This window comes from Odoribacter sp., from assembly GCF_985060555.1.
Map to the genome: position 1 here is coordinate 1 of NZ_CFKYFN010000044.1, position 23,206 is coordinate 23,206.

The window sequence follows — 23,206 nt, forward strand, 5'->3', positions numbered from 1 at the left end:
TCCCATGACATCCCGAAGCTTGCAGACCATCTCCCAGATGGGTTGATAACGTTTGTGACCTAACTGGCGACGGATTTCCTCTGTTGAAAAGGATTTCTTAGTGCTTGTTAGCAGGAACATGGCTGCTATCCAGTAACGGAAAGGCAGCTTGCTATGTTCCATAACAGTTCCGGAGCGTAATGATTGCCTATGATGGCAGTGCTTGCACTCAAAAACAAGTTTATTGGCATCCCAGCGATGTTCCGTACAGCCACAATGTTTGCAGACAATACCTGATTGTTCCCTCTGTTCCTTCAGATAAGCAATGCAAGATGCTTCATCGGGGAACCGTTGCATGAAATTTAGTATGTTCATAATGATATTTCGGATTAAAACAACATTATGAATATACTGAATTTCAGCAAAATACGCAAATATTTTTGTATAAATATTTATTATTAAAACATTCGTATGATGTTAAATAAATTAACGGACATTATACGGATAATCATATAATTTTATTCAGGAAATAAGTCAGAATCAGACATGCTGAAATTTCCGGCTGGCACGGAGCATATGCCGCATAATGCTGACTAACTCCTGTGACTCCTGCAACAAATTCAGGTATACCAAAGACAATTTAACACTACTGTTCTCTTCCTGCATTCTTTCGATACGCATTTTATGCAAACGGGATAAACAGGTTTTCAACTCTTCCCCTTCGGCAAGTACCAAATCGGCCTCTTCATAATTTCCTTTGTCAATAATATCTTTTGTCCGTTCGAGCAAACTTTTCAGCATATCCCGGATCGGTACGAATTCTTCGGCACACTCTGCCGGTAAGGGATTAAAATTGTTATCCACATGTTCTTTACAGGGCTCACACATCCGTTTAAGGCAATACATCATCTGCTCGCTACTATTGCTTCCCAAGTGGAACCAGGTATTCTTTTCAATGGCCACATTCCTATCGATCCGCCGCATACCGAGTGTTTCTTTCCGCCGTATTTTCTTCAAAATATCTTTTTCGTCATTGGTAGAAGAAACGGCCTTTCGCAGGCTTTTCAGATCTTCCCGTATAAATCCATCCGTCATCTGTCCATAAGTATTGGCGGCAAAATCCAGTACTTTCACCAGATTTTCCCTCACATGCTGACGGAGCAAATTCCAAACGACCGCCTTATCTTTAGAGGAAAGCATCTGTTGAAAAACATCGTCCTGTTTTTCACTCTTCATCTTTTTCCGGTATTTGTTATTACTGCGGATCAAGATAAAAGCCGCCACCCCGATCATAATAACCATGGCCGTCATGCCACCAAAATACATGATCATAGTTACAAAAAAGCAGATGATAAATGCAGCTCCTGCAGTAATAAACCAACCACCGATCACCGAGAGCACACCGGTCACCCGGAATACGGCACTCTCCCTTCCCCAGGCCCGATCGGCCAGCGAACTACCCATAGCCACCATAAAAGCGACATAAGTCGTTGACAAAGGCAATTTTAAGGAAGTACCTAATGCGATCAACAAACCGGCCAATACCAGGTTTACCGAAGCCCTGACCAAATCGAAAGCCGCTCCGTTAGCCAGGATCGCCTCATCTTTGTTAAACCGGCTATCCAACCATACCTTGACCTTCTCCGGAATAATCTTCGAAATGTTATTCCCTAAAGTAGTCATCGAACGTACCAGACTCCGCGCAATAGCCGAAGAACCGAACATCTCGTTTCCATCATCCTGACGCGAAAGATCGACAGAAGTCTTGATTACATTTTGGGCTTTTTTGGAAGTAATCAGAGAAATAACCATAATCACTCCGGATAAAAATAAAAAGATAAACGGTGTTTTCGCAGGCTCATTTAAAGCTCCCATAAGGTAGTCATTAGCCACCCCGTTTCCATTTGCCATAAAATCGGTATAACTGGAAAAACCGGCTAAAGGAACACCCACAAAATTAACCAGGTCGTTACCTGCAAAAGCCATGGCCAAAGCAAAAGTACCCAACAAAACGATCACCTTGAAGACATTCACTTTACACCAATGCAGGATTTGCATGAGCACGGTGAAGAAAACAAAACACCCACCGACAATAGTCAAAGTATTGTCTTTTACCCACAACTTATGAGCATCTGTCATAAAAGAAGCATCTTTTATTCCTTTGATCAGCATAAAATAAATAATGGCCGTCACAGCAATCCCGCCGAACAAGCCAATCGTCCATTTTAGTTTAGTAGTATAATTAAAGGTAAAGATAATCCGCGACAGGTATTGTACCAGCGTTCCGAAAAAGAAAGCGATAGCCACCGATAGGAAAATACCTAAAATAACGGTCAATGCTTTCTCGGTATTCAGCAATTCGGCAAAAGTCAGAGACTCGGGACCGGCAGCAATTTTCAGCATAGCCAAAGCAAAAGTACCTCCCAGCAGCTCAAATACCATCGAGACAGTCGTCGATGTCGGCATCCCCAAGGTATTGAAGATATCCAGCAACACCACATCGGTCACCATGACCGCCAGAAAGATACACATCAGTTCATTGAAATGAAAAGCTTCCGGCCGGAATATACCGTGACGGGCAATTTCCATCATCCCGTTACTCATGGTTGCTCCACAAAAAATACCGGCAGCAGCAATCAGAATAATCGTTTTAAACGAGGCAGCCTTGGCACCGATAGCCGAATTCAAGAAGTTTACGGCGTCATTACTGACCCCTACAGTTAAGTCGAAGATCGCGAGGAGAAAAAGGAAAATAACAATTCCCAGATAAATTGATTCCATTCTTTAGGTTTTACTTACGGCCGCAAAAATAGAAGGGAGTTGTTACAGGTTTATTTCAAAATTGTTACAAAATTGTTACGACAAAAGAAAAGAAGTTGAAAAGTGGCTGATTCACTGAATTGAAGGGTTATTGTGGTACTGGGAGAGGGAGTAAAAAAAGAAACAAAAAATCCTTCTGTTCTGACAATCCCTGACAGATTTACTATTTTTGCATGTAAATTCATTGGAAGATGTTTTCAAAAAATATTGCGATCACCGATACGACAGACGGATTGCCCAATCCCCGGCGGATATGGGCAGTGATAGCAGCTTCGCTGGCGTTAATCATGTCGGTGTTGGATGCTAATATTGTCAATGTAGTACTTCCGACTCTTTCGCGTGAATTCGGGACTTCTCCCTCGACCACGATTTGGGTGATGAATGCTTATCAGCTGGCTATTACGGTGTCCTTATTGTCTTTCTCTTCGCCAGGAGATATCTACGGCTATCATAAAGTTTTTCTTTCGGGAGTCGCCGTTTTTTGTGTCACATCGCTGATCTGTGTCTTATCGACTTCTTTTTGGATGCTGACTGTAGCCCGGGTGCTCCAGGGGTTCGGAGCGTCGGCCATCACAAGTGTGAATACGGCACAACTCCGGACTATTTATCCCCGGAAATACTTAGGACGCGGCTTGGGGATCAGTGCGATGGTCGTTGCCGTATCGGCTGTCGCAGGCCCTTCTGTTGCGAGTATCATCCTTTCGTTAGGTAGCTGGCAATGGCTTTTTGCGATCAATATCCCCCTCGGCCTGCTGGCTTTGATTATGGGCCTGATCTATCTCCCCCACCGCGAGAAGAAGCAAAACCGGAAATTCGATAAAACCAGTGCCCTCGCCAATGCCCTTACTTTCGGACTGCTCATTTACTCGATGGAAGGATTCGCACATCATGAAAATGCCTATTTACTTGCAGCCCAAATCTTCTTGTTATTTATCGTCGGTTATTATTATATCCGCCGTCAATTACACCAGGACTTTCCGTTATTACCGGTAGATTTGTTAAAAATACCTATTTTTTCCCTATCGGTATGTACATCGATTTGCTCGTTCACTGCCCAGATGCTGGCTTTGGTATCTCTCCCGTTCTTCTTACAAAATACGTTAGGACGCACGGAGGTAGCTACCGGTTTATTGCTGACTCCCTGGCCCGTAGCGACTTTGTTCACGGCTCCTCTGGCAGGGTATCTGGTAGAACGCATACATGCCGGAATTTTAGGAAGTATCGGGATGCTGATTTTTGCTACCGGTCTTTTCCTGCTGACTGTATTGCCGGCTATTCCTACCGATGGGGCGATCATCTGGCGTATGATCGTTTGTGGGATCGGTTTCGGACTTTTTCAGACTCCCAATAACAGTACAATCATGGCCTCCGCCCCCATCCAGCGCAGTGGAGGGGCAAGCGGGATGATCGGTACGGCCCGGCTTTTAGGGCAAACCCTGGGAGCAACCCTTGTGGCCCTATTGTTCAGTTTCGTTATGCACGACAAAGGAACTACGGTGTGCCTGTGGGCCGGAGCGATATTCGCCTTAATAGCCGCTGTCGTGAGTTGTTTCCGCCTCTCTCAGCAAATGCCCCTGAAACACACCGATCGGGAATAAAAACATAGGCAGTTATATACATATTTACACTTATAAACGTACAGTTAGGGTAAACCGTATATAATAACCCAAACATAAATTTATAGCCGATAAGAAGCAAAAAATGATTTTAATACTATCTTTGTTCACCTACCTAAAGAAAAAAAGATGAAAGCAATTTACAAATACGACGGACCATTAGGCACATACGCCCTGGAAGAGCAAAACGGATTACTTACCCGCCTATGGCTCGGCGACCGGATGGCCTTGCTTCCCGGAGAGACCGAAATAAGTGAAACCCCTCTATTAAAAGAGGCCCACCGACAGCTAACCGCCTATTTTGCCCGGGAACAAAAACAATTCGACCTTCCTATTGCGCCGGAAGGAACACCTTTTCAACTCAAAATCTGGAAATTATTACAGGAGATTCCTTATGGCACCACGATCACCTATGGTGAACTGGCACGCAGAAGCGGAGATATAAAAGCCAGCCGGGCGGTAGGTATGGCCAACAGCCGTAATCCCCTGCCAATCCTGATTCCCTGCCACCGGGTGATCGGAAGTGGCGGTAAGCTGACCGGATATACCGGAGGACTGAACATAAAAATCGGTTTGCTGCAAATCGAAGGAGCGCTCGACCTTTCTTTATGGCCGGAATCTCCGAACTACTGAGATATTTTACAGTTGTTTTGTATATTTTTACATTCATTCTTATCAAAAATCCAAAATCAGCCATTATCTTTGTTCAAATCACAAAAAAACACATCATGAAACATTTATTTCTATTATTTCTTTTGATCCCTGTGACACTTTTTGCACAGGTCGACAAAAAATATTTAGCCGGTGCTGTGCCTGTTGTCGATGACAGAGTTGTTTTCACCGAAGAACTGAACCTCCCGGGACGTTCTCAAAATGACATATTCGCCACTTTGTTACAATGGGCGACTACCCGTTTTATAACCACCGAAGAGCTGCAAAGCCGGATACTTTACTCCGATCAGGATAAAGGACAAATCGCCTGTATGGGACAGGAATACCTGGTATTCACCAATAAAGCTCTATCGCTCGACCGGGCTGTAATCAATTACCAAATGTTCATCACCTGCAAACCGGGGAAATGCGAATTAAAAGTTACCGCTATCCGTTATCAGTATAACCGGGGCACTGCCGGTCAGGAAATAATTCCGGCCGAAGAGCAGATTACCGATCAGCATACACTGAATAAAACGCAGACTAAACTGATCAAGTCTACCGGGAAATTCCGGATCCATACCATCGATCTGGTAGATAAATTATTTGCCGATGCAGCAGCAGCTGTCGGAGCGACACAGGTAAGTGCTCCCGTCGCCACCCAAACACCGGCCGTACCCCGGGTTCCTGTCACTTCGACTACCGTACAAGCACCGGACAATACCATTACGCCGGCCAACCTGGAAGGTTACCGTCAGATCAGTCCCGATAAAATCCCCGGAAATATCTATAAAATGTTGTCGGAAAACTGGATGCTGATCACAGCCGGTAATGACGCCCAATACAATATGATGACTGCCAGCTGGGGCGGCCTGGGACATATGTACAACAAACCGGTTGCTTTCTGCTTTATCAACCCGACGCGGTACACCTATCAGCTGATGGAAAACAACGACACTTACACCTTGAGTTTCTACACCGAAACGTATCGGGACATCCTCAACTATTGCGGTACAAACAGTGGAAGAGACAAAGACAAAGTGAAAGAAGCCGGCCTGACACCTATCACAACCCCTTCGGGCAGTAAGGCATTCTCAGAAGCCTGGATGATTATCGAATGCCGTAAAATGGTTTCTCAATCGCTGATCCCTGAAGCATTACACGATTCCCAGGCCAAAGAAAAATGGGGAACGCAATTACACAAAATGTATATCGGAGAAATTCTGAATGTCTGGGTTAAATAACAACGAATTCCGGCTTCATCAATTCAGTGTTGAAGTCTGTGATATTATCCGACAAATTCCCGCCGGCAAGGTACTGACCTATGGTCAGATTGCCCGTCTGGCGGGATTTTCAAATTATTCCCGTTGGGTGGGTAAAATCCTGTCACACCATCCGGGCACAGCGGCCCTACCTTGTCATCGGGTGGTCAACAGCCAAGGACGGACAGCTCCTCACTGGCCCGGACAAAAAAGCTTACTTGCCGCCGAAGGAATCACTTTTCAACCGAATGGTCGTGTCGATCTGAAACGGCATCTCTGGTTGTCTATTCCTTCTTAGCTTTTTTTCCCGACCGGAATATCAGGTGTTCCAATATCAATACCGTAATGACCCCCATGACAAATCCATTTCCCACGATAGGCCGGATCAGAGCAGGAATACTATTCAATGCTTCGTCGGGAGCAAAAGATAATAATAAAGCGACCATCAATGAAAACCCGACCACAATCCCTCCGTCGAAACCGTCGACCGCCTTTTCCCGGATCATCATTTGCATACCGGCCGACAACTGCGAAGCCATCAGATAAAGCAAAACCGCCCCCATAACCACTCCGGGAATGGCATTCAGACATTCGATAAAACCCGGAAAAAATGCACAGACAACCAATCCGATACCGGCCGGTATCAGCGGGAAACGGGAAGCACAACCTGTTGCAGCGATAATCCCCGGACTCATAGAATAATCTACCGGTCCGACAATCCCTAATGCCCCCGATACCACATTAGCCAAACCCGTGATGCCCACTCCGCGGGTAGTACGGCGTTCCATATGATCGGCACCGATCATCCGGCCTACGGCCTGAATAGAACCCAATTCGTTTACAATCAGCGCAATAAAACAAAAAAAGAAAGACAATACCGCTCCCAAATCGAATTTCCAGGACCATAATCCGAAATACCCCTCATGCCCGGCTTGTATCCCTCCTGTTTCGGGGAATCCCATCACACTATAATACACCATACTTCCAACCAGAATCCCACCCAAAACCACAATGGATTTCCAAATTCCTTTCAATAATTTATTGGCCAAAATCATTGCCAAAGCCAATAACAAAGCAAAAAACAAATGGAACAAGACAGACGAATTTCCTGCAAAAATCAAACGGAGGATCACCGGGGACAGAGTAAAAGCAATCAGACACAGAATCACAACAATGATCCGGGGAGTAAATACGGCTTGTAAACGGGACAATAAACCGGAAAAAGCCAGCAAAGTGAGTATTCCACCTCCGATCATCAGCGAACTATAGATACCTTCGACCCCTATCGAAACCGTCGAAAGAATCCCGATCAGTAACACCGAAGCCGGTCCGATGACTAAAGGCAGCCGATGTCCCCACAACATCTGGACAATCATAGCCAATCCCATGATTCCGAACAGCTTCTGCATATAAAAAATCTGTTCGACCTGATCCGTGTAATGCAAACGGGCTACAATAATCCCGATAATCACCACACAAGGAATAGAAACAATCCACCATTGCAGTCCATACATCAACATCGGGAAAAATCCCGGCCTATCGTTCAAATTAAATTTCATCCTACAAAAAATAAAAATTATCGTCTGTAAATTTACTATTTAAAACCCACAATAACAACAAAAGTATCCCCCACTCTGTATCATCGCCCGGAAACATTAAGAAGATGAAATTTTCATTTTGAAGTATATCCGTATTTACCGGAAAAAAGTCCCGGACATCGCCATTGGCCGGACTAAAAAACAATCGGGCTGTAATAAACAGACATAACATACAAAAGAAAAAATTGCGATCTTTGCACTGTTTTTTCAGAGAAGCAATATGGAACTAAAGACTATTCTAAAAAGATACCCGGTCTTCATCCTCGGGCTGTATTTCCTGTCCCTGGGTATTGTGCTGATCGTACGTTCTGCACTGGGGACTACCCCCATTTCCAGTATAAACTATGTCCTCAGCATCAACAGTGCGCTTTCGCTGGGCACGTGGACCTTTCTTTTCAACCTGCTGCTGATCGCCGGGCAATTCTGGCTCATCCGGGACCGCTACAGCCGCCGGGACATCCTCGAAATCCTGCTGCAGATTCCTTTCTCTTTCCTGTTTGCAGCCTTCATCGACTTTAATATGATGTTCACCGGACAGTTACATCCTGGCAGTTATGGACTGTCGGTCGCCCTGCTCCTGACCGGATGTGTCGTGCAATCCATCGGCGTCGTGCTCGAAATCAAGCCCCGGGTGGCTATGATGAGTGCCGAAGCCTTCGTAAAATATGCTTCCCAGCGTTACAACCGGGAATTCGGAAAATTCAAAGTCTGCTTCGACATCACTTTAGTCACCCTGGCCGCAGTCCTCTCCTTCCTCCTCAGCCAACGCATCGAGGGCATACGCGAAGGATCGCTCATCGCCGCCTGCATCACCGGCTACATCGTCACTTTCCTCAACCGCCGGATCATCACCCGCAAAACACTTTACAATCTGCTGCCCATCCTTCAAAAAAAGACCTCCCGGAACGGATGATGCTGCCTCCCCCCTCGGAAAGACTGCATTTCAAACGACCATCAGTTTCCGTATATTCCGACCAATAGCTCCCAGACATGAAACTTTGCGTCTTTTCGCATTCACAGCTAGTTTTCAGTTTTCAATCCTCATCAGATATACAGCTTTCATACCTCATCTTAGTCAATACAATGTTTTCTTATCACAATTCACTAAGATTATAAACCAATATAAACGAAGTTTTATCTTAAAGCAGAAATTACATTATTTTTGCATCGGTAAATGCGAATCCGATAGTTGCGCTTTCTATTCAGCAAGCAATTAAAGGTAAACTGAAAATAAGCTATTTAAAAATAATTATAAAACAGCCATTCCCGTTGTAATGAAAACCGATATAATACCTTATCAAAAAATGACAGCAGAAGCCATATTATATAAAGAAAACGATCCCCTTCTGCGATATGCTATTTATAAAGCATACAAATATCGATGTGCATACACAGGTAAATTTCTTTATGATTACTCATCCATGCATCTTGATCATATTATACCACAGAATACTGCCCCTGAAGTACTTCAGGAAAAAATACGGAAATATCATTTAGCAGACGATTTCACTATTGATAGTCTGGAAAATATTTTACCAACCAAATCTTTGCATAATAACAGTCAGAAAAACCGACATCCGTTCAGTGAACCTGCCGAACGATTTTTTTTGGAATATGCACAACGTGGAAAATGGAAAATCGAACGAGAATATAAAATCTTGAAAAAACAATTTGAACTTTCAAAATTGAAAGTATTTGCTGAAGCTCAACTTGTGGAATTCAATTTATTACCTCCGGAGGTATACAAGGCAAGCAGGAAAGTTACAAACTCGCTTTCAATACATAATCATTTCTGGCGGTCAACAGAAAATATAGCACTTAATGGTTTCCTGCCCTCGAAATTGAAGGAAGAGGGAAGTTGTGTTATTTCTTTTTGTAACCGGACAATCATGATCACTCTGGATCATAAGACCATTCTTCAACTCATAAACAAACTGGAAACATATTCTCTGAATGATATTATACTTCGGGGACATTCCTATCAGAACACGAAGACATTCGTAGTACTAGGTAACAATGCAGTCCATTTAGAAAATGCAGTTTATGAAGAATTGCTCGATATTCTTCAGGATTATTTAAAAGTGTATTCGGAAGAATACAGCAAATTCCAAAAGTATATCGGGGCAGAAAATTTTTCTTTTTACAAAGATACCAATGATTATATGTTATTGGAAACAAGCCGGGAGAATTGGCGTAAGTTAATCCAATACGCCAGGAAATTCGATACAGAGCAAGGAACAACATCAGAATATTGTTTCAATTCCAATGATCATCATCTTTTAGCCATTTCAGCACAAAACAATATAAAGTTCCGTCTTTTACCAGCTAATTCTATCAAAAACGAAGATTCATTTTTATTCCCCGATGATCAATTATGCATTTTATGGGAAATACCCGATACCGGAAGCAGAAAAGCCATCGAAACAGGAGATGTATGGACTGCACAGCAGACTTATGAATGGCTGCAAAAGTTACTTCAGCAATTTACAGACGAAAGCCCGGATGCCGATCAAGCCGTTCCCGGCAAACAGAGATTTTTCAGGAAAATGCTGGATTTCTTTTTTAAATAGATATTCCCAAAGTCCTATTAAAAAAACGCTTGACAAGGGGGGTACATGACCAACTACAATTTCAATTCTATCAAGTTCAATTTAGAATATGGTCTTGGAGGAAAACCTGTTAGCCGCGGCTTATTTCAATTCTACCAGTTCTCATTAATCCCCTGCCAGGCAACCAAAATCACCTGGCAGGAACTGTTTCTATGCGCCTTATTGATTCTCATAATCAAACGCCATCATCATATCCGTCAGCTTCTTCTCCGCTTCTTCCAAAGCAGTTGCCCTTTCATTCACCGTAACCACATAACTCGCACAGGGTAACGTCACAAACACTTCGGCCCCTGCTGTCTCGTCAATGATTAATTTCGCTTTGGGCTTGTCGCCTTCTTCAATCAGCTTGGTCCGGATGGCCCCGGCAATATGGTTTGCATTATCACTTACAGCAAGCGCCAATGTCTCCATCAGACTAAAAGTACGGGCCTGATTGGAAGTAATCCGCCAATTGATCAAAGCATTTGCCAATACAGGAATGATCTTTTCTCTTTCAGCCTTCGGCATGACCAGACATTCTCCGAAAACATTTTTCGATTTCACCCACCCTTCAGCTTCCAGGGCAGTAATCATCTCCGGGGACAATTCCGGTTCATGCTGATTGGTGGTAACGCAAAATAAAGCCCTCAAATCAATAGCCATGTCAGCAACAAACAAACCTGTTGCCCGGGTATTGTCAGGAATCCAAATCCGTTTGGTTAAAGTACGGTTGTTATTCTGCAAATATGCCTCTATTTCTTCCTTTGTCATTAAACGGTCACTACCCTCTATCCGTACATTAACCGGATGCCACTCAGGCCGATCACTACGGTCAAAGGTGATATTCTCTTTATCCCGTTCGAGGCCTCCCAATAAAGGATGAATGGGACGCATCGCAGATACCGACAAAGGACTCCGGCGTTTTAAAGCAACCATATCCTTTCCAGCCCGCATCCAGCCTCCAATCAACTGGTCGATATACCTGGGATCACAGGGAGCCCAGGTTTCTTTATTTTCCAGACCATCTTTTTTCGTTATATTATAATTAAAAGTAATTGGAGCCATCGGTACGTTCAGATCATCGGTCAAAGTTGTCAGGATACAACGTTTTATTTGCTGCCCGCTTGAATAAGGCACCATCCGGTTAAATAAAGGATCAAAATAGGCTTTCTGTCCTTCCTGCACACAGAATACAGTATGTTCTGCATGTTTCAGTGTTCTGATGTAAATGTATGGTTTCATTGGATTACAATTTTATTGATTACAAACTATCGCATAATTAAACCGGACTAAAGTCAAAAAATAAGGAATATTATCCACTGGCATTGAATGAATAAGTTTTCCGATATCCTCTGCAAATTTTATATCAGGAATTTGAGGAATAATTTGCTGCAATTCATTCAGAAAAATCATTCGGGAATTAGTTTCCAATATCTTATTCACTTGATTCCTCCTTGTCATGTTACTTTTTTTATCCCCAAGTACATAGGTATGTAACATTTGAGCAATTTCCCGGGATTTTTCCCACAAATCTTCATTATTCAACATAGCTAATATCCAAATTATGTAAGTATAAAAATTAATTCGTTTTTCTTCATTTTCAGCGTCATATACCGGAATCTTTCCTTTCATCATATATTCTTTCAGGCCTTTGGGTTCTAATGCCGACACTCCAATCATCCCCATCTGGCATGAACGTAAAAATCCATAGGCTGTACCGAACAAATGCTCTGCTTTTTTTGCATTCCTCATACCGAATAATTTGATATAAAGCTCCACGGTCCTTCGGATTTCAGTCAACACAAAAGGAATAAAACCGACCGTGATGTTGGTTTGTCCCAAACTATACACATACCCCATCATCCGTACATCCTTGATCTCCCGTGCAATTGCCATCAGAACATCGGTCCAGCTCCGGGTAACCACTTCATAACCGTCCTCTTTTGCAGCAAAAGGCTGGAAACCGATCAAAGGTTCATCCTCTATAAAATGATCACTAAAATAATGAGCCAACCACTGTCCGTTCCAGGTATTGATCTGGTTTCCCCTTAATCCCTGCATTCGTTCCAGATATTCCCGGTAAATCCGCCACCCTTCAAAGAGGGCCATTAAAATCTGTTCCTGCTCAAAAAGAATAGACAAGCCTCCCTGAACTCCTACCCCAAAACCACTTCCAATCCAGGACAAATAAACATCTTCGCGGGATACGGGTAATTTCAGATTCGTGATCTGTCCGGAAGTAGTCGCAGTCGAATCCAAAGAGGGGAAACCGATAGCAATACTGGCATCTGCCTCATCCCTTTCAATCTTTTCCTGCAAAATCCTTAACTTTTCCCGTCTTTCAGCAGCCGTAAGACATTTTCCTTTCTTTATTCCCTGTACAAAAGGTGAATTGGTCACCCATTGCATATACTTTTCATGATCGAAAAACAAAGGGAAATACTGTTCCGTAAAAAAAGTTTTTGCATCGTAATGAGTTCCAAACTTCCGGTTATATGCCAGAAGAAATTTTCTACCTATAGTCGCAGCTATCATTTTAATAATCCTTCCTGATTAATTTCACATTTCGTATAAACAAATAAATCAGCCGACAAACCAATCTCTTTAAATTACAGTTTATTTCCTATACCCACTCCCCATCCTGTCACTCAACAATCCCAATTCTTCCGAATAGGCCCGGTCGGGAATCACAAACGGATGTATCCCAACTGCTAATTGCCGCAATCCTTTTGAACGGATACTCCGAAAACTGACCGGGATTTCCAGTTCCAACCGTTTCTCAGAGTTTCCCTGTTCATAAACCATGCAATCAGATTCACATATACAAGCAACAGAATCGATCTCCAGCCTTTCCAGCAATACCGATTTCGAATAATGATCCAGCTCAAAAATCTTCCACGCTCCTTCCCGGAATGCAACATTCATTTCTATATCTACAAAATGACAACCATTTGGGGGATAAACTTCATCCAATAACTCCTGTATCTGTCTTTCTTTCAACAATTTCCCATCCGGCAATACAGCATAACTCTTTTTCAGAATGTCCGCATCATATGGAAAAACGTCCTTCTTCCCTATTAGCGGTTGTATGACATAAATCGGTTTATAAGTCCTGCAAGCCGGTTCAACCCTTAACCGGTTGATTCTTCCCAAGCGCTGAAGCAGTGCATCCAGTGCCGCACATTCCGTAACCATCAGGTCAAAATTGATGTCGAGACTGACTTCTACAACCTGGGTAGACACCACAATACAGGCTTCTTTGCCAACGTTCATCTCCTTCAATAATTTTGCTTCCAACAATGCCCTGCACCCGCGTTTAAACCGGCCATGTATCAGCATTTTACTCACTCCTGCATATTTTTCGGCAATCCTTCCATACAATGCCTGAGCCCTTTTCACCTGATTGCATACAATCAAAACCTTCCGACCTTTTGCAATGGCTTCGTTTATCGCCTCCTCCGTTTCTTCAAAGCTCTTTACCTTATAAATCACATGACGGTCAAAACTATCCAGTTCCTCCGGGGACAATCTTACCTCATACACTTCCTTTTCCCCACCTAAAAGTTGGATAATTTTCTGATATAATACCGAAGGCATTGTTGCTGTCCCGATATGCACCCGGCATCCCAAATGTACCAGCACTTCCACCAGTTTCAGTACGATAGCCTGCATCACGTCCGAATAAGTATGTATTTCATCCAATATGACATCACAACCTTTCAGATCGATGACCATCGCTTCATACCCCTTTCCTCCGAATACAACAGACGCGATCTGATGAGGAGTCATTACCTTCACAGAAGCTCCGGTCATCCGTTGCAGAATTCTTTCTTCCGGTTCCTGCCCCGCCCATTTTATACAAGACACAGCATGCAACAAAGTGACAAAAGCATCTGTCCCCTGCAAATCCTGCCTTACCCGCTCATACATCGCATTGATGGAAGCCTGGAAAGGCAAAATATAAAATACCCTTCCCCTGCAACGTCTGAAAAGGAAAGAGGTCTTTCCTGATCCGGTGGATGCTACAACCATCGTATGCCGGCGTCCATCCCGCGCATCCCTTAAAGACAACGGATAAAGTGGATCAGGGTTATCATAGCACGATAAATCGGGGATCACAAACAGTCTGGGTAAAACGGCTTCCACGTCTTCACCATAAGCCGAACCCAGCCAGTCGGCTGCCAGCATAAGCCCTTTCCATTCAGAACATCCCAACTTCCGTTTCCGGCAATAAGCAACCGCCTCTTCATAATTTCTCCTGGCTTCTTCAAGCCCGATCTTATGAACGACAAGACCTAACTCCTGCAAAATACCCAAAGCATCTTCACTCCACTGTTCGAATCCCCGGGCATGTAGCTCAAAATTATTGTCTTCCCAATCTTCCATATCCAATAAGCCCAAATTCCGCTTATCCCCGGAAAGCGATTTATGATGGGCAATAACCATCTCCAGCACAAACGGACGTTCTGCTTTCTCCACCAGCGAAAGGAAAAACAAAGAGGCAATCTCATGCCGGAATCTGAAAGGAAAAGGATAGGTTGCATTTTGCCGTAGAAAGTTTTGAAACAAGATGCTTGCTTTCCCAATATCGTGCAATAATGCCCCCAACCGCGCAATCCTCGGATCCAAACCCATCCATCCGGCAATATACACCGCACAGATAGCCGTTTGTCTCAGATGCATAGCCAAGGAAACAGCCCCCCGCATTTCACTTTTTGCCCATATATGATCATAGCTACCCATCATCCGGCAATTACAGGTTTCCCACTGACTTCCAGCCATCCGTACATCGGCTCACTTTCGGCGAAACGATTAAAACCGACCAAAAAAGAATGTTCCGTTTGACCAAAACGAAGCTCAAAACCCGGTAACCGACCAAATTCTGCTTCACTCAGCTCTTCCACCTTCTCATCCGGTAACAACAAATCCTCATTCCGGCAAAGACAGATATGTTGTTCTGCTGCCCTTCCGGCCTCTTCCTTTGTTGGAAATGCCAGTGTCAAAACCGGATTAACCATCACTCCCCGATCCAGAATCGACTGTTCACGGACCATCAATTTCTGTGTCTTCTTGATCTTCCAGCCCCTCGTTTGCGTACGTTCCTGCTGCACACTAATTGCATCATAAGTCAGCTTATGACGCAAAACCACAGCTACTTCCAGCTTCTGGCGAATCCCCTCGATAATCGAAGGGGTCAGAAATTGCTGACTAAAGGTTTTGCTATCCCGGACCGCACACCAGGGTTTGATAAATCCGAAAGGCCCCCTATATCTTACTATATAATAACCCATACTCAATAAATCGATCCAAAACCGGCTCCGGTACTATTTCCAATCCCGGTCGCCCATGCAAATACTTTAGTTTCCGGCTTCCCCTGAATACGCACAGGGCACCAGCTTGTCCGGTTACCGATTCCGTTATAATAAATGGTTTTTATTTTTTTCTTAGGATATTCCATAGCAAAAGAAATCTTCAGCGTTCGGTCATCAGGCAGACCGGCAACCTGCATTTTATGCCTCAGCGTTTCCTCCAATAAATTTCCTGCAACAGTATCCTCATAAGTGTAATGTTTATTGCTCCCGTCTTCCAACCGTCTTTGAATAAAAACCGGACTCCCTATTTTAAAAAACTCACAATTTGAAAGATCAGGATCTGGCTGAATACTGACATCCGTCACGATCAAACCTTCGAACATAACCGGATCCTCCAGAATCGTCCGTACAATCTGCCTGATCCGGTCGGGATCATGAAAACTGATAAAAAACCTTGCCCCGTTATCGAAAACGATTCCGTTAGTAGTCGTACTTCCTCCCATCAGCCACGAAAAAGAGTGCATTGCAAGCTTTCCATGAATATCATTCGGCCCGAGCCATTTATGCAATGTCCCCACTAACTTCGGTTGATAATTAAAGGGAATGCACATTTGTGAAGGAGTTGTTTTAAGATTTATTCTCATAATTTCAGAATTTTAATGGACAAATATATAAAAAACTTCCAATGTGAGTGTTAGTTTTATTATGCAAAAAAATTATAGACAATTTAAATAAATGAAGTTATGAAATGAACACTTGTTCTTTTAAAGTCTAACCATTACTTTTGAGTCCTCTTAATTGTACTGACACAGAATTGAAAAATGTATGTGACAGGTTTATTATGTCTTAAATTGTACTCTTATAGAATTGAAATAGCGCAGCGCCCTATATTTTCTGACGATCTGGATTATTTTAATAGAATTCAATAAAATTGAAAGATCGCATACACTAATTTTGTCCCTGGGTCAAAATAGTTTAAATTGAACTGTTATAGAATTGAAATACCATAGGAATAATCTGCTTCTCCTTGAAACGCTAAGATTGAATCGCACTAAATAGAATAAAATTTTCCCTATAAAAAAACATTCATTAAAACATCTTACCAATTTCTCTCTACCCGTACAAATAATTCCATCTAATTTTTTCCTTTCCTCTTCCATTTTCACAAAAATTATCTTAACTTGCCGGAACAAGATCCTAAATTGCGTTCATTATGCCGGAACATCCTTTATTGAACTTTTTTGATCAGTTAAAGATCGATAATACCTACGAATTGTTCTTTCCTAAAAAGGAACAAGGACTGGTAATTATCTGGCTGTATGAAAAAATCAAAAACAAGACTTTTCCCAACGGGATATTCAAAGAGGCAGATATTCAGCAGGCTTTTCAGGAAATCAGTTTGCTGAGCAGGGAAAAAATTGAAAGGAATCCCTGGGATCACTACAACAGCCACATCATGGCTTTACAGGAATTTTTCCTGATCTACAACGAGGAGGACCAGACCTACAAGCTCCGGGATTATGCGGAACACATCTGCAAAAAGATATATACCATTCTCTCCAACCGGTTTAATCCGACAATCATCGAGATCACTTGTATGGATCTGGCCGCCAAATTGAATAGCATTGGCAGTCCGACAGACCTGCAAAACTGGCTGGATGTCCACTTAGATAAGTCCAAATTTGTATTAAAAGAGCAGATCGATTTTCTCCAGCAACAGATCGACACCACCATACAGGCTCTCCGGGATAAAGCCAAACTCAAGGATTGCACTTTGACCGATACCCTGAAACAGGTGGAAGAGGACCTGGATAAAATCCGGCAACAAAACAAGGAACTGAGAGGAGCTTTCCGCGAAACCAAGAAGATTAAAAACGGCCTGCTGGACCATCCTTTCCGGGACAGCAGTGACGAAACAGACGAAAAGACCGCTGAAGCAATCGACTATTTCGAAGAAATCCGGGTGTCGCTCGATATGGTAGATTCCCGCATCGACCGCTTGCAACCCAAAATCAAACAGTTTTTCAATGCTCTCAACCGCCCGTTGTTCAATACCCGGGTGAGCAAGTTCCTGAGCTTCCTGCTGAACCGTTCTTTCATACAGAACAACCAACTCGTTCTACCGGAACCGGTACACCCTTTTGTCACGCATATTCCAACCACCACTTTCACGGTCATTCAGCGGCAGACAGAACTGTTTCCGGTGCATACCAGCCAAAGCAACACCTACACCGAAGATCCGCAAAAAAGAGACAAGGCATTCAATGCCGAGCGTATAAAACTGAAACAGCAAAACCTGGCAGGTCTGTGGATTTCGCGCATCCGGGACCAAAGGAAATACCGGAAAGATATCCATTTATCGAAATTGTTTTTCCGGATTCTCGACGAAAATCAGGAAGATATACAACTGGGGCTGATTGTCATCTATCAGCTCATCAAAGCATTTGACAAAGACGAAAACTGGCGGGTAGAAATCCATCCCGATGAGTTGGTTTCCATGCCCGGACATTCATTTGTAATACACGACATATGGCTGAAACAGAAATAAACAACCGATTCGATTTCCTCGAAGCACCGGAAGGCAAAGAACTATTTGCCCGGATCGATTTTGCCCTGAAAGACGGCATGCACATACAAAACCGGACGAAACAAAGCGAATGGTATTATTACCTCTGCCAATACGAGGATACCCTGAAACAGTATTATCAGGATTTTTTCGGTCTTTCCCTGGAAAGCGGGGACGGCGGATTCGGAAAGTATTTTTACCTGAATTTTTATCCGGAAGCCCGTATAGGGATTCCCCCGGACCACCGTAAAACCATGCCCAACGAATTTATCATCGTCGGATTTCTGCTCTATACCCTTTATTTTACAGACTATAACATCGAGCTCACCTCGCTGGAACAGTTCAAACGGCTGGTAAGGGTGGAATATCCCGATTTTAAGGCAGGTCTGAACCTGACTTTAGCCAAAACGAAACAGATGAAAGCCACTCAGCGCAATGACGAGAAAATCGACCAGTGCATCCAAAGTGCCTTTGCCGAATTCAACCGCATCGGCTGGATAGAACTCGAAGGGGACCGTTTTGAAATCCTCCCCGCCTTCCAGCGGCTTGCCCTGATTTATAGCGACCAGATCAACGACATCGATAACCTGCTCAAACAAGCACTCGAAAAATGAAAAATTATCCACGCATTTATAGCCTGTCTACCCTGGGATTGATCCACCATTACGAGAATGATTACCTGTTCCACAATATGCGGACGGATTTCGTCGGTGACAGCGGCTCCGGCAAGAGCATCATTGCCGATCTGCTGCAACTCATTTTTGTCGGCTCCGAAATGTTTGAATCAGCTACCCGGACGATGGACGAAAAAAGGGAACTGGACGGACTGGTGCTGCGTACTCCCCATAAGGGAATCGACATCGGCTATACTTTCCTGAACATTGAAATCCAGTCCCGGCACTACATCGTCATCGGTTGTTACCTGGAAAGCAACAGCAAACGCACCAAACCTTTCATCATACAGGGAAGCAGCGATCCCAAGGCCAATCTGTTGCCCATCGGCCAGCCTTTGCAAACCAAAGATTTTAAACGGGAAGGCAATATTTGCCCTTTGGATGATTTGCTAAGCCAGATGGAAGAAAAAGGATTGTTTCTGTCCTATTGGGAGACGGTTAAACCCTATCACCGGATTCTTTACACTCACGATATTTTACCGCTCGATCTGGCTTCCAATGAAAAAACGCTGAAGGACTATGCCAGCGTGATCCGTTCATTTTCAAGGGGCAAAACCATAGACACCTCCAACAGCAATAACCTGAAACAGTTTATTTTCGGAACAGAAAAGATAAAGGAAAACCGGAAGAAATACGAAGATGCCCTGAAAGACTTTACGGACACGATCTTCAATTATAATCAAAACCTGAATACCATCAAAATCCTGACCGACAAAGAAAAAGCCCTTTCTACTCTATACGGACATCTGAAAAACCGGCAAATCACCGAACAGGAATACCGTCAGGAAGAAATTCTGGACCTCCGCCAACAAACGTCCCAACTGAGCAAACAGTTGCACGACAATCTGACCCACTATCTGACTGCCCGGCAAAATTTCGGTAAACTAATGGAGCAGGCTGACAAAGACATTGCTAAAGCCCGGGAGGAGGAACCCCTTATCGAACAACAAACAAAACGGGCACTGGAAGATTACACCCTTCAAGGCTATGAAAATAAAATACTGGAGAAAGCCATCACCCTGCAAAAACAAACCGGACTGACCGACCTTCGCGAGTTAACCCGCTTTTACACTCAATATCAGCAGTCCTGGAAACGCCATACCCTGTTAACCACCTTTGAGAAAGAGCTGCAACAAAAGGATTTGCTCGACAGTTTTCTGCATTCCGAATGGACAAAAGGATACGAGGCGGGATTACAAGCTTTTCTCCAACATACCGAAGCTCTGCGGAATGAACTTGAAATCGGGCAATCGCTTCAGCAATTCAGTGACCTGGATAATCCGGATTCCCTGGCCCGATGGGCATTATCCCTTCATCGTCCGCTAAACCGTGCCGAAGAAAGTCTGATTATCCACTTTCAGGACCTGAAGCGGCATAAACCCATTTCTCCTAAAGCCCGCAACCGTTACTTGCCTCATCCGGAGGAATTATTCAATCATCCAACCTTGGAACAGGAAGAGCACGGCTTCTGGATCAATCTCCAGGGTGTCCGCGAATTTGTCAGTTACTCCTCTCATCCGGTTTTCAATACGGACGACCAGAGCCGGATTGAAGATTATTTCAGGCAATATTCCACGGATTTGAAAAAACGCATGGAGCGTATTACCCAGGAACTACGCCAGCAAACGCGATTGAAAGAGCATCTTTCTTCCTTATCCAATCTGAATGAAATCCTGACGCTTTATCAGTCTGCCGAGCCCCAAAATGAATTCCGGGAAATCCCGGCCCTTCATATTCCCCAAAACGAATTCGACCATTATATCCGGAATCTGCAACGGCAATCCAGTATCAAAAAAGAGTATCAGCAAGCCTGCCGGCTTTACAAAGATTACGAAAGCAGACAAACTGAAATCAAAACGCTATTAAATAAACTGGCTCCCAAAGTTGAAAGATTCAGAGAAGAGTTAAAAAATTCAGAATCAGGCACTACTATACCTCAAATTGCACGAAAACTCTCCGCGACAGCCAGCCCGGAAGAATATGAGCTTAGTTTCTATTTGGACGCCGACGATAAAAATGAATGCTTTCAGGACGAATACAACCTGACATTCCGGGAAAACCTCCTCTTATATCCCCGAATCTTAACCGACTGGGAAAGTTTACAAAGAATAGAAGAAGAACTAAAAGTCAAACAGAACGCCTACCCAGCTGATTTTCCGCCGTTACCCGACTGGGATATTTCCCGGACTGCACCTGCCCGGACAGCCGAAAAAAAGGAGGCATTTCATAAAGCGGATACCGTCTATATTACCCAGTTTGATTTCATTGTCGATACCTATTTGTCTTCACAGAGCTATAAATTTCAGACTTTCCGGGATTTCCGGGAACTCAGTATGAACCTGTTACCCGAAATCTTCCAGGGCGAAGAACCCTTGGAAAACGAAGTCATCGAAGCCATTGAAAAACAATTGAAACGGATCAACGACAAAAACCGGGAACTCAACGACAAGAAAATAGAAAAAATCAGCCGCATTCTCGAAGATGTATGGAATCAGATCAGCCAGCAACGCGAGCTAGTCCGCCGGATCAACCGTTTTTTCCATTCGGGCGAAAAAACCATCACCGGAAACAACCGTCTGAACCTGGAATGTACCAACTCCACCCTGTTTCCACCCGAATGGCTCAACAAATTCCAGGACAGCACCGGTACTCAGTTCGACCTTTTTAATCCCAGTATCAAAGACAAACTGGTAGACGATATTTCCATCGGCGAAAAACTGATCCATGCCTTCCAGGAATTGACGCACAGCAAGAAGGAAAAAGTCCGGGTCGACGACCTGCTCAATCCGAACAATTATCTGGAACTCAAATTAATCATGCACAACGACAAAGGCAAGTCGAACAAAGGTAGCACCGGACAGACCTATGCAGCCATCGCCCTCCTCTGTATCGCCCGGCTGACGATCATCGGTAACCAGAAACAAGGGAAAGCCAATACAGGTCTCCGTTTTATGCCCATCGATGAGGCAGAAGGACTCGGGACCAATTTCGACCTGCTCTACGACATCGCCCAGGAATTCGATTACCAGATCATCAGCTTTTCCATCAACCCGATCGGGCGTTATCAGGAAAACGAACGTTTCATCTATATCCTGCACGAAAATCCGGACACCGACGACAAAGTCAACTATTCCCCGATGGCCATTTTCAGCCGGGAAGATATCCAGGAAGATTTAATCACTTGGTTCGATGCCTATGAATAACAGTCAGATCAAATGGCGCATTCTCAAAGCCCTGAATGCCCTGTACGAAAACAGGAAAACCCCTTCTACGATCCTTTCAGATGGTTTTGTAGATTATTTGACGCACACCCGCCGCTTGCTCCGGCGAAAGCTCAGCAATGCCAATTATCTGGAACCTTGTAACGGTTTCGCCGCATACTACGAAAAGAATTTTAAAACCGATTTTCAAAATGCCGAACAATTCCTGAGCGCAGCAGGCCTGGAACACGATGCCCGCCGATCCTACACGCTCAACGACATCAACACCCTGCAATTCATTGCCGCAAACAAATCCGAATTGCAGCAATCCCTCACCACTCTCCGGACTTTCTCATCCCGGGTTTTCACCTACGGTGGTTCCAAATACCTGGAAACTCACCGGAGCCTGCTCGAAGCCGTCTATCAACTATTGGAAATCGAGCAATTTCCGGCAGAGGACCCTAAAATCCTGCAATGGCGCTTTGTAGTCGACTGTCCCGACGCCCGGCACATTGTCCTCTGCGAAAACCTCAACTTTCTGAAAACACCCCGTATCGCCCGCGACAACCACATCGAACTCTGGTACGTCGGTGGTAACAACATCAGTAACATCGATTATATCCCCGACCATAAACTCACCCTCCCCCTTTACTACTCTTGCGACTGGGATTACGACGGCCTGAAAATCTACGAACGCCTGCAAGACCGTTTCGCCCGGAAATCGAAATCCATCACCCTACTCTACCCTTCCCCCATCCTGCGCAAATCCGTCGATTCCCCGGAACACAACAGCCGCTGGAAACACGACCAGCCCTTTTCCGGCCTGATCCGATCCGCCTACAGCCAGGAAGCCATTTCGCTCATCCAGGATTTGATCGCCCAGGACGAATGGGTGGAAGAAGAGACCTGTGAGTTGATCGAAATGGTGAAGCTGACTTAA

At 44.1% G+C, this 23,206-nt stretch carries 18 protein-coding genes; 10 read left to right on the forward strand and 8 right to left on the reverse strand.

Translation table 11 applies throughout. The features are described from left to right. A partial coding sequence (locus AC5RDS_RS05835) for a transposase (protein WP_494222259.1) occupies positions 1-354 on the reverse strand: 354 nt, incomplete at its 3' end. 165 nt (positions 355-519) lie between these two features. Next, positions 520-2,760, reverse strand: coding sequence for an inorganic phosphate transporter (locus AC5RDS_RS05840; RefSeq protein WP_046403497.1), 2,241 nt, complete (start codon positions 2,758-2,760; stop codon positions 520-522). 230 nt (positions 2,761-2,990) lie between these two features. Here AC5RDS_RS05840 and AC5RDS_RS05845 point away from each other — a divergent pair, with 230 nt between their 5' ends. From AC5RDS_RS05845 to AC5RDS_RS05860, 4 genes are all read left to right on the forward strand, one after another. After that, the gene (locus AC5RDS_RS05845) at positions 2,991-4,397 is read left to right on the forward strand and encodes an MFS transporter (protein WP_118108353.1); all 1,407 of its coding nucleotides are present in this window, start codon (positions 2,991-2,993) and stop codon (positions 4,395-4,397) included. 147 nt (positions 4,398-4,544) lie between these two features. Continuing rightward, positions 4,545-5,048, forward strand: coding sequence for a methylated-DNA--[protein]-cysteine S-methyltransferase (locus tag AC5RDS_RS05850; RefSeq protein ID WP_046403495.1), 504 nt, complete (start codon positions 4,545-4,547; stop codon positions 5,046-5,048). Positions 5,049-5,143: 95 nt separating this feature from the next. Next, positions 5,144-6,310, forward strand: a complete 1,167-nt coding sequence (locus AC5RDS_RS05855) for a DUF4468 domain-containing protein (RefSeq protein ID WP_022159666.1) — start codon at positions 5,144-5,146, stop codon at positions 6,308-6,310. Continuing rightward, positions 6,294-6,626 (forward strand): MGMT family protein, encoded by a 333-nt coding sequence (locus tag AC5RDS_RS05860; RefSeq protein WP_118122251.1) that lies wholly within the window; start codon positions 6,294-6,296, stop codon positions 6,624-6,626. Before AC5RDS_RS05855 ends, AC5RDS_RS05860 begins: the two co-directional genes overlap by 17 nt. On the opposite strand, the gene AC5RDS_RS05865 is transcribed toward AC5RDS_RS05860, so the two are convergent. Continuing rightward, entirely contained in the window at positions 6,613-7,887 is a 1,275-nt protein-coding gene (locus AC5RDS_RS05865; RefSeq protein WP_175315869.1) for a uracil-xanthine permease family protein, read from the reverse strand. The genes AC5RDS_RS05860 and AC5RDS_RS05865 overlap by 14 nt on opposite strands. Before the next feature lie 259 nt (positions 7,888-8,146). Between AC5RDS_RS05865 and AC5RDS_RS05870 the strand changes: the two genes are divergently transcribed. Next, entirely contained in the window at positions 8,147-8,839 is a 693-nt protein-coding gene (locus AC5RDS_RS05870; protein ID WP_087381405.1) for a YczE/YyaS/YitT family protein, read from the forward strand. A gap of 361 nt (positions 8,840-9,200) precedes the next feature. After that, entirely contained in the window at positions 9,201-10,496 is a 1,296-nt protein-coding gene (locus AC5RDS_RS05875) for an HNH endonuclease (protein ID WP_087381404.1), read from the forward strand. A 198-nt stretch (positions 10,497-10,694) separates the two neighbouring features. Here the strand turns inward: AC5RDS_RS05875 and AC5RDS_RS05880 are convergent, their stop codons facing one another. The 5 genes from AC5RDS_RS05880 to cas6 form a co-directional block, all read right to left on the reverse strand. Further along, positions 10,695-11,756, reverse strand: coding sequence for a CRISPR-associated protein Cas7/Cst2/DevR, subtype I-B/TNEAP (locus AC5RDS_RS05880; RefSeq protein ID WP_046403487.1), 1,062 nt, complete (start codon positions 11,754-11,756; stop codon positions 10,695-10,697). Between the two features lie 12 nt (positions 11,757-11,768). Further along, the gene (locus AC5RDS_RS05885; protein WP_022159672.1) at positions 11,769-13,049 is read right to left on the reverse strand and encodes a hypothetical protein; all 1,281 of its coding nucleotides are present in this window, start codon (positions 13,047-13,049) and stop codon (positions 11,769-11,771) included. Positions 13,050-13,130: 81 nt separating this feature from the next. Beyond that, positions 13,131-15,296, reverse strand: coding sequence for a CRISPR-associated helicase Cas3' (gene cas3 / locus AC5RDS_RS05890; RefSeq protein WP_229032378.1), 2,166 nt, complete (start codon positions 15,294-15,296; stop codon positions 13,131-13,133). After that, on the reverse strand, positions 15,257-15,805 hold the full coding sequence (locus tag AC5RDS_RS05895; RefSeq protein ID WP_022159674.1) for a hypothetical protein: 549 nt from the start codon (positions 15,803-15,805) through the stop codon (positions 15,257-15,259). The genes cas3 and AC5RDS_RS05895 overlap by 40 nt, the downstream gene beginning before the upstream one ends. A 2-nt stretch (positions 15,806-15,807) precedes the next feature. Then, entirely contained in the window at positions 15,808-16,470 is a 663-nt protein-coding gene (gene cas6, locus AC5RDS_RS05900; protein ID WP_087381403.1) for a CRISPR-associated endoribonuclease Cas6, read from the reverse strand. A 569-nt stretch (positions 16,471-17,039) separates the two neighbouring features. Here cas6 and AC5RDS_RS05905 point away from each other — a divergent pair. The 4 genes from AC5RDS_RS05905 to AC5RDS_RS05920 are packed head-to-tail and all read left to right on the forward strand — an operon-like array spanning position 17,040 to position 23,206. Further along, complete coding sequence (locus AC5RDS_RS05905; protein WP_087381402.1) at positions 17,040-18,374, forward strand: hypothetical protein; 1,335 nt, start codon at positions 17,040-17,042, stop codon at positions 18,372-18,374. Then, on the forward strand, positions 18,356-19,006 hold the full coding sequence (locus AC5RDS_RS05910) for a condensin complex protein MksE (protein ID WP_195360376.1): 651 nt from the start codon (positions 18,356-18,358) through the stop codon (positions 19,004-19,006). Before AC5RDS_RS05905 ends, AC5RDS_RS05910 begins: the two co-directional genes overlap by 19 nt. Then, positions 19,003-22,269 (forward strand): ATP-binding protein, encoded by a 3,267-nt coding sequence (locus AC5RDS_RS05915; RefSeq protein WP_306450702.1) that lies wholly within the window; start codon positions 19,003-19,005, stop codon positions 22,267-22,269. Before AC5RDS_RS05910 ends, AC5RDS_RS05915 begins: the two co-directional genes overlap by 4 nt. Further along, positions 22,256-23,206 (forward strand): hypothetical protein, encoded by a 951-nt coding sequence (locus tag AC5RDS_RS05920; protein ID WP_140398513.1) that lies wholly within the window; start codon positions 22,256-22,258, stop codon positions 23,204-23,206. The genes AC5RDS_RS05915 and AC5RDS_RS05920 overlap by 14 nt, the downstream gene beginning before the upstream one ends.

Excerpts from the sequence above, each read along its gene's own strand:
- cas3 (WP_229032378.1), bottom strand. The coding sequence starts at position 15,296 with ATGGCTGGAAGTCAGTGGGAAACCTGTAATTGCCGGATGATGGGTAGC.
- AC5RDS_RS05865 (WP_175315869.1), bottom strand. The coding sequence starts at position 7,887 with ATGAAATTTAATTTGAACGATAGGCCGGGATTTTTCCCGATGTTGATG.
- AC5RDS_RS05895 (WP_022159674.1), bottom strand. The coding sequence starts at position 15,805 with ATGGGTTATTATATAGTAAGATATAGGGGGCCTTTCGGATTTATCAAA.
- AC5RDS_RS05880 (WP_046403487.1), bottom strand. The coding sequence starts at position 11,756 with ATGAAACCATACATTTACATCAGAACACTGAAACATGCAGAACATACT.
- AC5RDS_RS05855 (WP_022159666.1), top strand. The coding sequence starts at position 5,144 with ATGAAACATTTATTTCTATTATTTCTTTTGATCCCTGTGACACTTTTT.
- AC5RDS_RS05845 (WP_118108353.1), top strand. The coding sequence starts at position 2,991 with ATGTTTTCAAAAAATATTGCGATCACCGATACGACAGACGGATTGCCC.
- AC5RDS_RS05840 (WP_046403497.1), bottom strand. The coding sequence starts at position 2,760 with ATGGAATCAATTTATCTGGGAATTGTTATTTTCCTTTTTCTCCTCGCG.
- AC5RDS_RS05850 (WP_046403495.1), top strand. The coding sequence starts at position 4,545 with ATGAAAGCAATTTACAAATACGACGGACCATTAGGCACATACGCCCTG.
- cas6 (WP_087381403.1), bottom strand. The coding sequence starts at position 16,470 with ATGAGAATAAATCTTAAAACAACTCCTTCACAAATGTGCATTCCCTTT.
- AC5RDS_RS05885 (WP_022159672.1), bottom strand. The coding sequence starts at position 13,049 with ATGATAGCTGCGACTATAGGTAGAAAATTTCTTCTGGCATATAACCGG.
- AC5RDS_RS05860 (WP_118122251.1), top strand. The coding sequence starts at position 6,294 with ATGTCTGGGTTAAATAACAACGAATTCCGGCTTCATCAATTCAGTGTT.
- AC5RDS_RS05915 (WP_306450702.1), top strand. The coding sequence starts at position 19,003 with ATGAAAAATTATCCACGCATTTATAGCCTGTCTACCCTGGGATTGATC.
- AC5RDS_RS05920 (WP_140398513.1), top strand. The coding sequence starts at position 22,256 with ATGCCTATGAATAACAGTCAGATCAAATGGCGCATTCTCAAAGCCCTG.
- AC5RDS_RS05875 (WP_087381404.1), top strand. The coding sequence starts at position 9,201 with ATGAAAACCGATATAATACCTTATCAAAAAATGACAGCAGAAGCCATA.
- AC5RDS_RS05910 (WP_195360376.1), top strand. The coding sequence starts at position 18,356 with ATGGCTGAAACAGAAATAAACAACCGATTCGATTTCCTCGAAGCACCG.
- AC5RDS_RS05905 (WP_087381402.1), top strand. The coding sequence starts at position 17,040 with ATGCCGGAACATCCTTTATTGAACTTTTTTGATCAGTTAAAGATCGAT.
- AC5RDS_RS05870 (WP_087381405.1), top strand. The coding sequence starts at position 8,147 with ATGGAACTAAAGACTATTCTAAAAAGATACCCGGTCTTCATCCTCGGG.